The organism is Halorubrum shenae, from assembly GCF_051194165.1.
Taxonomy (GTDB): domain Archaea; phylum Halobacteriota; class Halobacteria; order Halobacteriales; family Haloferacaceae; genus Halorubrum.
The window spans coordinates 164,667-177,830 of sequence record NZ_JBLZNI010000005.1 but is presented as its reverse complement, the minus strand read 5'-3'; the positions used below and the strand labels follow the sequence as shown (position 1 = coordinate 177,830).

Sequence of the window (13,164 nt, the reverse complement as noted above, 5' to 3'; positions counted from 1 at the left end):
TTCGGACATGGACGATCACTCACACGAACCCGATCCGGACGAGCGCGTGACAGCCCCCATGCAGGGATTCGGCAGCCGCGAGGTCGGTATCGGCGCGGCCGTCACCCTCGTCGGCCTGCTGGTCGCGTACGTCATCCCGTTCCTCTTTACCTTCTGAGCGTCGCCGTCCCTCTGGGTTTAAAAGCTACCGAGAACAGCCCACAGCGACCCGCTTACCGCGGGTACCACGCAAGCGGGTGGTCGGCAGTAAGTTCGACCGTGACGGGTTGGTTGAGTCCGAACTCCTCGACGTGGTTGTGCAGGCAGTGGACCGTGTCGCCGGACTCCAGCTCCACCCGGTAGACGAACGAGGGCCCAACGTACTGCCGTGAGACGATGATCCCGTCCGCCAGCTTGGGGCTCGCGGGCGTCGCCCGGAGGTCGTCCGGGCGCACGAGCACGTCGACGGGCGCCCCGTCGTAGACGGAGTCGTACCCCTCCAGCGTGACGGCGTCGAACCGACCGATGCCGGTCTCGACCTGTTCGTCGCGGAGCCGCCCTTCGAGGAACGACGCGCGGCCGAGGAAGGAGGCGACGAACTTCGACTCGGGGCGCTCGAAGACCGCCTCGGGACGACCGACCTGCTCGATGTGGCCCTCGTTCATGACGGCGACGCGGTCGGAGATGGACATCGCCTCCTCCTGATCGTGGGTGACGGAGACGGCGGTGACGCCGGCCTCTTTCAGGATCTGGCGGACCTCCTCGCGCATCTCGACGCGGAGCCGCACGTCGAGGTTCGAGAACGGCTCGTCGAGGAGGAGCACGTCGGGCTCCGGCGCGAGCGAGCGCGCGAGCGCGACCCGCTGCTTCTGCCCGCCGGAGAGCTGGTCCGGCGTCTTCCCGCCGTGTTCGGGCAGGTCGACGAGGTCGAGCATCTCGTCGACGCGACCCCCGTTCGCGTCGGCACCGTCGTCGAGGCCGAACGCGATGTTCTCTCGAACCGTGAGGTGGGGGAACAGCGCGAAGTTCTGAAAGACGATTCCGACATCGCGCTGCTCGGGGGGAACGAATGCGCCGTCGCCCGAGACCGTCTCGCCGCCGATCGTGATTTGCCCCTCGGTGGGCTCCTCCAACCCGGCGATGGCGCGGAGCGTCGTCGTCTTCCCGCAGCCGGACGGGCCGAGGAAGGTGAGCAACTCTCCCGGTTTCACGTCGAGAGAGACGCCGTCGACGGCGGTCTCCGGGCCGAACTCTTTCGTCACGCCCGAGAGCGACAACACGGGGTCCGTCGACGCCGCAGCGCTCGACTCGGCCACATCGGCGCGCGATCCGTTCGCGTCCGCGGGCGACTCGCTCGCGTCTCGGGCCGACTGCGCCTGTGTAATTGATTGCGTGTGAGCCATCGGTGTGTCGGGCGCCGGACCGGTCGGCGTCCCGTAACTGGAACTACGTATTTTAGGAACACCTAAAAGCGTATCGCTCGATCCCTCCTCGCGATAATGCGGTGGGTCGGTAAATCTCTCGGCCCGGTGTTCGTCTGCGCAGTGACTCAGGCGAGTTCGCGCTCAATGACGCCGCGAAGCTCCCGGATCGCGTCGGCGTCAAACGCGACCGCGTCGTCGCCGACCGACAGCGAGAGCGTCCCGTCCGTCGTCACGTCGCCGAGCCGGAGGACGGGGAGGTCGCCCGCGGCCTCGGCGACCGCTTCCGGGTCAGTCGTCTGGACGACGAGGCGACCCGGCGTCTCCTCGAAGGCCGCGACGCGGTCGGGGAGGGTCACGTCGGCGCCCGCGTCGGCGGTCACCAGCTCCGCGAGCGCGACCGCGAGCCCCCCGTCGCTCACGTCGTGGGTCGCCAGCGTCGACTCGTGACGGGCGACCGCCGCGAGCGACGCGACGCGATCGGCGAGATTCTCGCCCGCCGGATCCGGCAGCTCCGGGAACCGGTCCGTCCCGCCGGCCCGCGCGAGGTACTCGGAGCCCCCGAGCGCGCCGCCGTCAGCGCCGCCGTCGCCGACCAACAGGAGCTCGGAGTCGCTCGCGTGGTCGGCGTCGAGCGCGGCAGGGGGCGCGTCGTATCCCCTCCGGGTCCCGATCAGCGCGAGCGTCGGGGTCGGCGGAATCGGGCCCTCGACACTGTCGTTGTACAGCGAGACGTTGCCGCCGACGACCGGCGTGTCGAGGTCGGCGCAGGCGTCGGCGAGCCCGTCGACGATCCCTTTGAACCCGCCGTACACGTCGGGCTTCTCCGGGTTACCGCCGTTGAGGCAGTCGACCGCGGCCAGCGGGACCGCGCCCTTCGCGGCGAGGTTGGTCGCGTTCTCGAGGGCAATGGCACGGGCGCCCTCGTAGGGAGCGGTCTCGGTCCAGTTCGGGTTCGCCCCGGAAGAGAGCGCGAGGCCGACGCCCTCGGGGCCGGGGTCGGAGTCGGCGTCAGTGTTGTCCTCGCCGTCTCCCGCCGCCTCTCGGATCGCCATGATCGCGGCGTCGTCGCCGGGCTTCATCGCCGTGCGGACGCCGACCTCGTGGTCGTACTGGCGGTACACCCAGCGCTTGCTCGCGGTCGACGGAGACGACACGACCGACTCGACCGCTTCGTGGAGGGGCGGCTCGGACTCCGGGAGGTCGCGGTCCGGCTGGGTCGGGGCCTCGCTCGCGAGATCGTTCATCGGGGCGCCGTCGGCGAGGTACTCCGCGTCCACGTCGACGACGACCTCGGACTCGGCGTCGGGATCGTCCGCGTCGCCGGCTCCGGCGCCCGCGAACTCGCAGACGTAGTTCCCGTCGGTCACCTCGCCGATGACGGAGCAGCCGAGGTCGAACCGCTCGGCGAGCGCCTCGACGCGGTCCACGTCCTCGGGTGCGACCTCGTAGCACATCCGCTCTTGGCTCTCGGCGAGCAGGATCTCCATCGCGTTCATGTTCGGCTCGCGCTGGTGGACGCTGTCGAGGTCGAGTCGGGCGCCGAGCCCGCCCTTCGCGACCAGCTCGGAGGAGGCGCCGCCGAGGCCAGCCGCACCGAGGTCGCGAGCGGACTGGACCAGATTCTCGTCGACGAGCGCCTCGTTGCACTCGATCAGCCGCTTCTCGGCGTAGGGGTCGCCCACCTGTACCGCGGGGCGGTCCTCGGTCTCAGCGTCCTCGGCGAGGTCCTCCGAGGCGAAGGAGGCGCCGCCCAGGCCGTCTCGCCCGGTGCCGTTGCCGACGAGCATCAGGGTGTTCCCGGGCTCCTGCGCGGTCGCGGTCACGAGCCGGTCCTCGTTGGTGAGACCGACGCAGGCGACGTTGACGAGGGGGTTCCCCTCGTAGCCGTCGTGGAAGGCGACGCTGCCGCCGACGGTTGGGACGCCGATGCAGTTGCCGTAGTGTGAGATCCCCTCGACGACGCCCTCGAAGAGGTAGCGGGAGCGCTCGCGGTCGAAGCCGCCGAAGTACAGCGAGTCGAGGAGGGCGATCGGGTACGCGCCCATCGACATGGTGTCGCGGACGATCCCGCCGACCCCCGTCGCCGCCCCGTCGACCGGGTCGACGTAGGAGGGGTGGTTGTGGCTCTCGACGCCGAAGGTGACGTACTGGTCGCCGTAGTCGCCGGCGTCGCGGTCGGCGGCCGGAACGTCGGCGGCGTCCGGTTCGGGCAGCGCGAGGACCGCGGCGTCGTCGCCGGGACCGACGACGACCTGGTCGCCCTCGCTCTCGAAGACCGACAGCAGGGGTCGCGAGGAGCGGTACGCGCAGTGCTCGCTCCAGAGGTTCTCGAACAGCGCGGCCTCGGCCGCCGTCGGCTCCCGGCCGAGCTCCGCGACGACGAGCTCGTGGTCCGGCTCGGACAAACTCATTCACTTACGTGGTTATCAAGCCGGTTCTAATGCTTTTCCATGTGCACGTTCGTGTGGTTAGCGATGACTGCGGAGACGACACGGATCGCGGTGCCGTGCGGTGGCGCGTGCCGACGAGCGGCTGCAGGCCGCGAGTCGCATGCGCGAGGTCGCCGGCGCTGCGCGCCGGCTGCCAGAGGGACCTCCGGTCCCTCGCTGGACGCCGCGAGCGCCTATCGGGCGCGAGCGGCGAGGCTGGGGAGGCGTGAGGTGCTGTGCGGTTGGCGGGCGGGTGGGACTCAAAGGGGCAGTCGCCGAGGGCGGCGCAGGCGACGTAAGCACCGCAACGAGGGAGCGGTAGCGACCGAGTGAGGAGCACAGCGAGCGTGCGCCGCCCTCGGCGACTGGGGCTTTGGAGGCGGTCACCGTCGATCTCCCGGCGATTGTTTATAAGCGAACGATCGGGTACGTAGCGGAACTCACGACACGCCCGCTAACAACTTATAAAACCACGAGCGACACGCCGTAGATCAAAACCGCTCCGACCGCGCCGACGGCCAGCGATTTCGCGTTCAACCGCACCGCGCGCCGCCGGTCGGCTTCGAGCGCAGCCGCGTCTTGGACCTGATTGGTCCCTTCGCCGACGTCGAAGACGCCGACGCCGGCGAAGCCGACGCAGAACCGCTCGCGGTACTGGAAGTAGCCCATCGCGGCGCCGTACAGCGGGAACAGCGAGGCGAGCAGCGTCCAGCGCGGCCACTCCATCACGGCGATCGCCCCGACGGCGACGACCGCGAGCAGGAGCGACCCGACGCCGAGGAGGAGGCGCCGTCGCTGTTGGGCCGGTCCGATGTTGCATACGCCCGGTTGATACTCCATGCCTGATCGAGGGCGCGGGGCGACGAAAACACACCGGATCCGGGCGGGAACCGCGCTCCTTCCGAGGGCTGCTCGGCACGAGTCGAGCGACCGAGAGTGGCCTCACAATCAACGATCACGACGGCCCATTTATTACGGAACAACTGAAACGACCGTCCAAGAGGAGCTATGACGGAACGGTCACCTCGGGACGAGGAGTTACGGCGGTACGAGACGATTCTCGACTCGCTCGACGACGCCGTCTACGCCGTGCGTCCCGACGGGACCATCGCATACGTCAACGATCGCTACGCCGAGATGAAGGGCGTGAGCCGGGAGGAACTGCGAGGGACCAACATCTACGACTGGGTCACGGAGGAGACAGCAGAGCAGGCGAGACGGGTCCGCCGCGAGATGGACGCGGGCGACCGTGACACCGGTACGGTCGAGTACGAGTTCCTCACGGCAGACGGGGAGCGGTTTCCGGTGGAGATGCGCTTTAAGTATATAACCGACGAAGGGGGCGACGAGCTGGACCGCGTCGGCGTCATCCGAGATGTCAGCGAGCGGGAGCAGCGCGAGGAGGCGCTCCGCCGCAAGAACGAGCGGCTCGAAGCGTTCGCGAGCATCGTCTCGCACGACCTCCGGAACCCCCTCAACGTCGCGCAGGGGCGGCTGGCGCTCGCCCGCGAGGAACACGACTCCGAGCACCTCGACGCCGTCGCCGACGCCCACGAGCGAATGGAGACGCTTATCGACGACCTTCTGACGCTCGCTCGCGACGGCGAGGGCGTCGAGGAGACGGAGTGGGTTCCGCTCCGAGACCTCGCTGAGACGTGCTGGGACGGCGTCGAGACCGCAGCGGCCTCGCTTCGGGTCGAGTCCGATCGCACGATCCGCGCAGATCGGAGCCGACTCAGACAGATCTTCGAGAACCTCATGCGAAACGCGATCGAGCACGCGGGAGACGACGTCACGGTGACGATCGGCGAGGTCGACGAGGGCTTCTACGTCGCTGACGATGGCCCCGGAATCCCCGAGAGCGACCGCGAGGCGGTGTTCGATCCGGGGTTTTCGACGAGCGACGGCGGCACCGGATTCGGCCTCGAAATCGTGCAGACCGTCGCGACGGCTCACGGCTGGGACGTACGCGTCACCGACGCCGCGGACGGCGGTACCCGGTTCGAGTTCACCGGGGTCGACGTGTTCGAGTGAGTCGCGCTGGAGTGGATCGGCGTCCCCCGGTCCGTCACCCGGCCCCGATTTCCGCGGTGGCAACCCTCAAAAGGGCTCCCGACGACGGTTCCCTGTGAAACGGATCCAGCTCGGAAACACCGTCTTCGAGGGCGAAAACGACGTGTATCTGCTCGACGGCGAGACGACCGCACTCGTCGACACCGGCGTCGCGCTCCCGGACGTGCGCAAGGAGTTGGAGGACGGCCTCGCCGAGTACGGGCTCGCGTTCGCCGACATCGACGCGATCGCCCTCACTCACTGGCACCCCGATCACGCGGGGCTGGCCGGCGAGATCCAGGCCGCTGGCGACGCGAACGTGTACGTTCACGAGGCAGACGCGCCGCTCGTCGACGGAAGCGAGACGGCGTTGTTCCTCGACCACGAGCTCCAGCGCGAGACGTTCGATCGGTGGGGGATGCCCGAGACCGACCGAGAGCGGCTAACCGGCTTTTTCGACGCGGTGAGCACCGACCTCGGGGGACACCCCGCCGACGTGACGACGTTTAGCGCGGGCGACGCGATCGACGCCGGCGGCGTCGCCCTCGAAGCGGTCCACCTGCCGGGTCACACCGCCGGGCTCACGGGGTTCGCCTTCGACCCGCGTGACGTTCCCGATCACGAACCGATCGACGGCGCGGACGCGACCGAAGAGCTGTTCTCCGGCGACGCGCTCCTGCCGCGATACACCCCGAACGTCGGCGGTGCGGACGTTCGGGTCGACGCGCCCCTCGCGGCCTACGCCGAGAGCCTCGCGCGGATCGTCGACCGCGACTTCGACGCGGCCCACCCCGGCCACCGCGAGCGGATCGACGACCCGAGTCTGCGGGCCGCCACCATCCTCGACCACCACCGGCATCGCACTCGGCGGGTGCTCGACATCCTCGCAGACGAGGGGGCCGCGACCGCGTGGGAGGTCTCGACCGCGCTGTTCGGCGACCTCTCGGGGATCCACGTCCTCCACGGCCCCGGTGAGGCGTTCGCGCACCTCGATCACCTCGCGGACGCCGGCGTCGTCGAGCCCGACGGGACTGCGTACCGGCTGGTCGAACCGGAACCGGACGTCGACGCGCTATTCCCCACCACGCCCCTGGACGATGCGGTCGACGGGTCGGACGGGTAGCCGGACACGCTGCGCGGTTCGGGCCGCGCCGCCGGTTCCCCCCACGGCCCACCGTCCTCGCAACCGCCGCCGATCGGGGGTCCTTTTGTACTCCCTCGCCGACGCTTCGGTATGCACACCGCAACGATTGCGACGACCGCGAGGACGGCGAGGACCGCCCCGACGGGGTGGTCGGCGTGACGGATCTGGTGACGTTCGGCGAGACGATGCTCCGGCTCTCGCCGCCGCGCGGCGAGCGGCTGGAGACCACCGAGACCCTCGGCGTACAGGCGGGCGGCGCGGAGAGCAACGTCGCGGTCGGCGCCGCGCGGCTCGGCGCCGACGCCGTCTGGCTCTCGAAGCTCCCGGAGTCGCCGCTCGGACGCCGAATCGTCGGCGAACTCCGGAGCCACGGCGTCCGGATCGGGGTGTCGTGGGCCGACCCCGAGACGAGCCGACTCGGGACGTACTACCTCGAACACGGCGGGGAGCCGCGCGGGACGAACGTGATCTACGACCGCGCCGACGCCACGATCACGACGGTCACGCCCGCGGAGCTGCCGACCGGGGCGCTGGAGTCGGCCGAGCACTTCCACACGACCGGGATCACGCCCGCGCTTTCGGACCGGGCCGCGGAGACGACGACGGCCCTGCTCCGCACTGCGGGCGAGGCCGGCACGACGCGTTCGTTCGACCTCAACTACCGGGCGAAGCTCTGGGACCCCGCAACCGCCCGCGCCGCCTACGAGGACCTCTTCGCGCACGTCGACACCCTGTTCGTCCCCCGGCGGGACGCCCACGAGGTGCTGGACCGCGAGGGCGGCGCGGTCGAGATCGCCCACGGCCTCGCCTCGGAGTTCGACTTCGAGACGGTGGTCGTCACGCGCGGCACGGAGGGCGCCGTCGCGCTCCGGAACGGCGAGGTCTACGAGCAGGGCGTCTTCGAGGCCGACACCTACGACGCGATCGGCACCGGCGACGCGTTCGTCGCCGGCTACCTCGCGAAGCGCATCGACGGGGGGAGCGTGGCCGACTCGTTAGAGTGGGCCGCCGCGGCCGCCGCCCTGAAACGCACCGTCGACGGCGACCTCGCGGTGATCACGCCCGGCGACGTCGAGAGCGTCGTCGACGGCGCGGGCGGGATCAACCGGTAGCGACCCTTTATAAATAGCGGTGCGGTGGCGCGTGCCTTCGAGTGGCCGACAGGCCACGAGGAGCGCGCGCGAGGGAGTCGCGAACGAAGTGAGCGACGAGGCTGGGGAGGCGTGAGGCTGCCGTGCGGCTGCGGTCGGGTGGGACTCAAAGGGGCAGCCGCGAGGACGAAGACGCGCGACGTAAGGACCGGAGGGAGCGACCGAAGTGAGCGACCGAGGACCGCAGCGAGCGCATCGAGTCCTCGCGGCTGGGGCTTTGGAGGCCTTCACCGTCGATCCGTCAGCAACCATTTATAAACAAGCGGCTGGGGCTTTAGCGGTGTTCTCCGCTACTCCGTCGACGACAACGAATTATAAATAATCGACGCCAACCGCCTTCACTCCAAACTCCCACACAGAAACTCCCTATAACCGCTCGCCGTCGTAGTACCGCTCCTCCACGCGCCGATCGAACAGCCGCGAGAGCAGCGCGGTCAGCGGCCCCTCGACCCCCTCGCCGTCCCCACCGACATCCAACCCGTCCACCGTCTCGACCGGCCGGATCTCCCACGTCGAGTTAGTCAGAAACACCTCGTCGGCCTCGCGCACCGCGTCCGGCGCGTACGTCCCCTCCTCGACCGGGATCCCCTCTTCCTCCGCGATCTCGATCACGGCCCGACGCGTCACGCCCGGGAGGATCGGCCCGTCGAGCGAGGGCGTCTTGAGGGCGGTGCCGTCGGAGAAAAAGACGTTCGCGGTCGCCCCCTCGGCGACGTTGCCATCGGGATCGAGCATCAGCGCCTCGTCGGCGCCCGTCACGCGCAGCTCCAGTCGCGCTAAGATCCCGTTGAGGTAGTTGTGCGTCTTCGCGTCGGCCGGAAGCGCCCGCGAGGAGGGCTTTCGGGTCTTCGTCGTCTGGAGCGCGGCGGGGCCGTCGTGGACCGGCGCCGAGTCGACGCCCCCGCGGGCGAGCGGCTTCGCGATCACGACGACCGTCGGATCGACCTCGGGCTGGGGGTCGAGCGTGCCGGGCTGGACCCCGCGGGTGAGAGAACACTTCACGTAGGCGTCCCGGAAGCCGTTCGCGGCGAGCGTCTCGTCGATCCGGGCTTTCAGGTCCGACTCCGCGAGCCCGTGATCGAGCCCGAGCGTCTCGCAGGTGTCCGCGAGCCGCGCGGCGTGGTCGTCCCACCGGAACACCTTGCCGCCGTACGCGCGCAGGGTCTCGAAGGCGGCGTCGCCGTAGGCAAACCCGCGGTCCTCGACCGAGACGGTCGCCTCGCTCGCGGGCACGATCTCGCCGTCGACGTGGTACCGGAGCGCCTCGTCCGCACCGCCCGCACCGTCTCCGCCCCCATCCTCACGCATCCTCGCACACCTCCACGAAGTTCGCCACCATCGCCTTCCCCCGCGGCGTCAGGATGCTCTCGGGGTGGAACTGCACGCCGACGTGGGGCTTCTCGCGGTGGCGCACGCCCATCACGACCTCGCTCTCGCCCTCCGTGCGCGCGGTCTCGACGAGCTCGTCTGGGAGGTCCTCGCGCTCGACACACAGCGAGTGGTACCGCCCGACTCGGAGCCGGTCGGGGAGCCCCGCGAACACGCCCTCGCCGTCGTGGGCGATCGTCGACGGCTTCCCGTGGACGACCTCGGGCGCGTGGCCGACCCGGCTCCCGCGGCTCGCACACAGCGCCTGATGGCCGAGACAGACGCCGAACACGGGGCAGTCCAGCGCGAAGGCGTCGATCGAGACCCCGGCCTCGGCGGGGGTTCCCGGTCCCGGAGAGATGACGACGCCGTCGGGGTTGAGCGCGCGGATCCCCTCGACATCGACCGCGTCGTTGCGCCGCACCGCGACCGCGCCGGCAACCTCGCCGACGTACTGGACGAGGTTGTATGCGAACGAGTCGTAGTTGTCGACGACGAGGATCCGGACATCGGAGTCGCCCGCGCCGGAGCGCCAGCCGTCGCCGCCAACTCCGGTCATCGCTCACCTCCCTCTCCGCTTGTCGCTTCGACCGCCATCCCGCCCGCGGCGAGCGCCTCGTCGACCGCGGTCACGAGCGCGCGCGCCTTCGCGAGCGTCTCCTCGTACTCCGCGTCGGGCTCGGAATCGTGAACGATCCCGGCGCCGACGCGCAGGTGGTACTCGGCCGCCCGCCGGACCAGCGTGCGGATGACGATGTTGAGCGTCGCTCGCCCGTCGAAGCCGGCGGCGAGCATCGACCCGGTGTAGGGCCCGCGCCGCGTCTCCTCCAGCTCGTCGATGATCTCCATCGTCCGGGGCTTGGGCGCGCCCGTGATCGTCCCGCCGGGGAAACAGGCCGCGATCGCGTCGGCGAGCCCCACGTGCGGACGCGCCTCGCCCTCGATCAGGCTCACGAGGTGCATCACCTCGCTGTACCGGTCCACGCGCCGGTACTCCGCCACGTCGACCGTGCCGAACCGCGAGACCTTCCCGAGGTCGTTCCGCTCCAAGTCCACGAGCATGGCGTGTTCCGCCCGCTCTTTCGCGTCGCCGGTCAGCTCCGCCTCCATGTCGGCGTCCGCCGACGGCGTCTCGCCTCGCGGGCGGGTGCCGGCGATTGGTTCCGTGACGAGGCGGGCACCGGCGTCGTCCCCGTCGCGCTCGGCGTCCGTCTCGGTCGCGCCCTCGACCGGAACCCGCTCTAAGAGTAGCTCCGGGCTCGCGCTCACGAGGTCGACGCCGGCCGCGCCGTCATCGCTGTCGCCGTTGTCGTCGTCCCCGTCCGCGCCCCGCTCCCGCGAGAACTCGATCAGTCCGGAGTAGGGCGCCGGGTTCACCGCTCGGAGCGCGTCGTACGCCTCGACCGGGTGGACCGCCGCCGCCGCGCGCAGCCGCTGAGAGACGTTCGCCTGAAAGGTGTCGCCGTCGCGGACGGACGCTTTCACCCGACGGACCGCCTCCGCGTACCCCTCTCGGCCCACGTCGCTCTCGAAGGTCGCCGTCGACGCGTCCGGATCGGGGGCCGGCCCGACCGCCGGATCGCCCGACTCGATCCGGTCGATCAGGTCGCCCGCACGCGACACGCCCTCGTCGAACAGCGCGTCGAGCGCGTCGCGGTCGGCGTCCGGATCACCGTCCGGATCACCGTCCGGATCACCGTCCGAATCGCCGTTCGGGTCGTCGAGCCCCTCCGGAACGCGTGGGCAGGCGGTCACGCGCAGGGTGAGGGAGTCAGTTGGGTCTTCGGGAACCGGACACTCCCACGCCGCCACGCGGTCGAAGACGCCGATCTGGAGCCGCGGGAGCCCCCGGTCGTCGACCGCGCCGGGACCCGCCGGCGCCGGCTCCGGAAACGACTCCAGCTCGCGGGCGACGTCGTACGAGAGCCACCCGAACGCGCCGCACGGGTAGGGAACCTCGCAGTCGCCGCGCGCGAGGTCCTCGCCGTCTGTCAGCCCCTCCAGCGCCGCGAGGGTGGGACTCGGGCGCCGGTAGTCGCCGGTGGAGTCGCCTTCCTCCGACGCGATTGCCGCCTTCCCGGAGACGGTGAGCCGCTCGACCGGGTCGACGCCGAAATAGCCCCAGCCGGTCTGGCCGCCGGTGGTCTCGTAGTAGAACCCGCCCGCCCCGTCGCGGGCGCGCCGGTAGGCCGCAAACGGGTCGTCGACGGTGACCCGGCACTCGACCGGGACGCGGGCGCCCGCGGGCGCCGCGGCGGCGACCTCGCGGAAGCGGTCCCGGTCGGTGTGTACCGATCGCTGCATGCCTCCCGGTTCGGCGGGGCGGACGAAACAGTTGCGGTCAGGAGACTCACGAACGGTCACAGTCGATCGGCTCAGAAACAGTCGCGGTCGAGGACCTCAGAACTCGGTGGCGCGGTCGATCCACGTCGCGGCCCGCTTTTCCCCGACGCTCGCCCCCTCGGCGACAGCCTCGGCGTCGGCGGCCGCGAGGTCGGCGACGGTCTCGATCCCGATCTCGGCGAGGCGCTCCGCGTAGGCCGGCCCGATGCCCTTGAGCTCCTCGACGTCTGCGCCCGTCTCGTCGTTATCGTCGACCGCGACCTCTTCCTCGTCGTCTTCGACCGCGACCTCCTCCTCCGCGATCCCCGCGGCCTCCGCCGGCTCGGCCGCTTCGGACGGGTCCTCGGCGGCCTCGTCGTCGACCAGCGATTCTGTCGAGGCGGCCGCCTCCGTCTCGGTGGCGACCGGCTCGTCCTCCGGTTCCTCATCGTCCAGTTCCTCCTCGCCCGGTTCCTCGTCCGCGGCCTCGTCGTCGGACGCGTCCGCCGAATCCGGCTCCGAGACGGGCTCCGGATCTGAGTCCGGCTCCGGATCTACCTCCGACTCCGGCTCCGGTTCTGGTTGCGACTCGCGCTCGACGGTCACTTCCGGGTCCGTCTCCTCGCGTTCGGCGGGGGCGCTCCCGAATCCGAGTTTTTCTTTGAGCTTCTGCAGTAGGGCCATCGACGGCAGATACGAACGTCGGATATTTAAAAGCCGTCGCCGTCGAGGCGGATCGCCGCTCCTCGCCGGCGCCGACCGTCGCCGATCCGTGCGGATCGCGTCTCGCCTGTTTATAAGGATCGCTGGCGCGCACTGAAGGTATGAACGTTCTCAACCCGGTCATGTGGTCGGTCCACGTCGGCTTCGCGGTGCTGTGGACCGGCGGCGTGTTGTTCGTCGCGCTGGCCGTGCTCCCGCCCGCGCTCCGCGGCGAGATCGACCGCGGCGCCCTCGGCTCGATCGTCGGGCGCCTCCGGTGGATCACCCGGATCGCCGCGCTCGCGTTCCTCGCCACCGGCGGCCACATGGCCGGCACCCTCTACACGGTCGAGTCGCTCACCGGCAGCGCCCGCGGCCACCTCGTGGTGACGATGATCGTCTTATGGTTCCTGATCACCGGCCTCGTCGAGGCCGGGAGCGGGAGGCTGACCGATGGACTCGACGCCGGGAAGCTCCGCGAGCCCGCCCGCGACGCGAAGCCCTTCTTCTACGGCGCCGCCGGGCTCTCCGTGGCGCTCGTTGTTACGGCGGGGCTGCTCGCGAGCCCGACAGTCCTCTGAGAACTCCGCCCT

Annotated in this window: 12 protein-coding genes; 5 read left to right on the top strand and 7 right to left on the bottom strand. The window is 70.4% G+C overall.

Annotated features, from left to right (window positions below; translation table 11 throughout):
* The first annotated feature begins 7 nt into the window (after positions 1-7).
* A complete protein-coding gene (locus tag ACNS88_RS08455; RefSeq protein WP_008849047.1) occupies positions 8-157 on the top strand; it encodes a DUF7550 family protein in 150 nt (49 codons plus the stop codon).
* A gap of 55 nt (positions 158-212) precedes the next feature.
* Here ACNS88_RS08455 and ACNS88_RS08450 read toward each other — a convergent pair whose 3' ends face one another.
* The 3 genes from ACNS88_RS08450 to ACNS88_RS08440 all read right to left on the bottom strand — a co-directional run bounded on the left by ACNS88_RS08450 (position 213) and on the right by ACNS88_RS08440 (position 4,672).
* A complete protein-coding gene (locus tag ACNS88_RS08450; protein WP_435095779.1) occupies positions 213-1,382 on the bottom strand; it encodes an ABC transporter ATP-binding protein in 1,170 nt (389 codons plus the stop codon).
* Positions 1,383-1,528: 146 nt separating this feature from the next.
* Positions 1,529-3,814, bottom strand: a complete 2,286-nt coding sequence (purL, locus tag ACNS88_RS08445) for a phosphoribosylformylglycinamidine synthase subunit PurL (protein WP_435095776.1) — start codon at positions 3,812-3,814, stop codon at positions 1,529-1,531.
* 480 nt (positions 3,815-4,294) lie between these two features.
* Positions 4,295-4,672: a hypothetical protein gene (locus ACNS88_RS08440; protein WP_435095773.1), complete on the bottom strand. Its 378-nt coding sequence runs from the start codon at positions 4,670-4,672 to the stop codon at positions 4,295-4,297.
* A 168-nt stretch (positions 4,673-4,840) separates the two neighbouring features.
* Between ACNS88_RS08440 and ACNS88_RS08435 the strand changes: the two genes are divergently transcribed.
* The 3 genes from ACNS88_RS08435 (at position 4,841) to kdgK1 (ending at position 8,140) form a co-directional block, all read left to right on the top strand.
* Positions 4,841-5,866: a two-component system sensor histidine kinase NtrB gene (locus ACNS88_RS08435; RefSeq protein WP_435095770.1), complete on the top strand. Its 1,026-nt coding sequence runs from the start codon at positions 4,841-4,843 to the stop codon at positions 5,864-5,866.
* Positions 5,867-5,960: 94 nt separating this feature from the next.
* On the top strand, positions 5,961-7,007 hold the full coding sequence (locus ACNS88_RS08430) for an MBL fold metallo-hydrolase (RefSeq protein ID WP_435095767.1): 1,047 nt from the start codon (positions 5,961-5,963) through the stop codon (positions 7,005-7,007).
* 167 nt (positions 7,008-7,174) lie between these two features.
* A complete protein-coding gene (gene kdgK1 / locus ACNS88_RS08425; RefSeq protein ID WP_435095764.1) occupies positions 7,175-8,140 on the top strand; it encodes a bifunctional 2-dehydro-3-deoxygluconokinase/2-dehydro-3-deoxygalactonokinase in 966 nt (321 codons plus the stop codon).
* Between the two features lie 405 nt (positions 8,141-8,545).
* Here the strand turns inward: kdgK1 and ACNS88_RS08420 are convergent, their stop codons facing one another.
* From ACNS88_RS08420 to ACNS88_RS08405, 4 genes are all read right to left on the bottom strand, one after another.
* Positions 8,546-9,487 carry an aminotransferase class IV gene (locus ACNS88_RS08420; protein WP_435095761.1) on the bottom strand — a complete coding sequence of 314 codons (942 nt, stop codon included), beginning with the start codon at positions 9,485-9,487 and terminating at the stop codon, positions 8,546-8,548.
* Entirely contained in the window at positions 9,480-10,106 is a 627-nt protein-coding gene (locus ACNS88_RS08415) for an anthranilate synthase component II (protein ID WP_435095758.1), read from the bottom strand. The genes ACNS88_RS08420 and ACNS88_RS08415 overlap by 8 nt, the downstream gene beginning before the upstream one ends.
* Entirely contained in the window at positions 10,103-11,851 is a 1,749-nt protein-coding gene (locus ACNS88_RS08410) for an anthranilate synthase component I family protein (RefSeq protein WP_435095755.1), read from the bottom strand. Before ACNS88_RS08410 ends, ACNS88_RS08415 begins: the two co-directional genes overlap by 4 nt.
* Before the next feature lie 96 nt (positions 11,852-11,947).
* Positions 11,948-12,553, bottom strand: coding sequence for a helix-hairpin-helix domain-containing protein (locus ACNS88_RS08405; protein WP_435095752.1), 606 nt, complete (start codon positions 12,551-12,553; stop codon positions 11,948-11,950).
* Positions 12,554-12,693: 140 nt separating this feature from the next.
* Between ACNS88_RS08405 and ACNS88_RS08400 the strand changes: the two genes are divergently transcribed.
* Positions 12,694-13,152, top strand: coding sequence for a transporter (locus ACNS88_RS08400; RefSeq protein ID WP_435095749.1), 459 nt, complete (start codon positions 12,694-12,696; stop codon positions 13,150-13,152).
* The last annotated feature ends 12 nt before the right edge of the window (positions 13,153-13,164 follow it).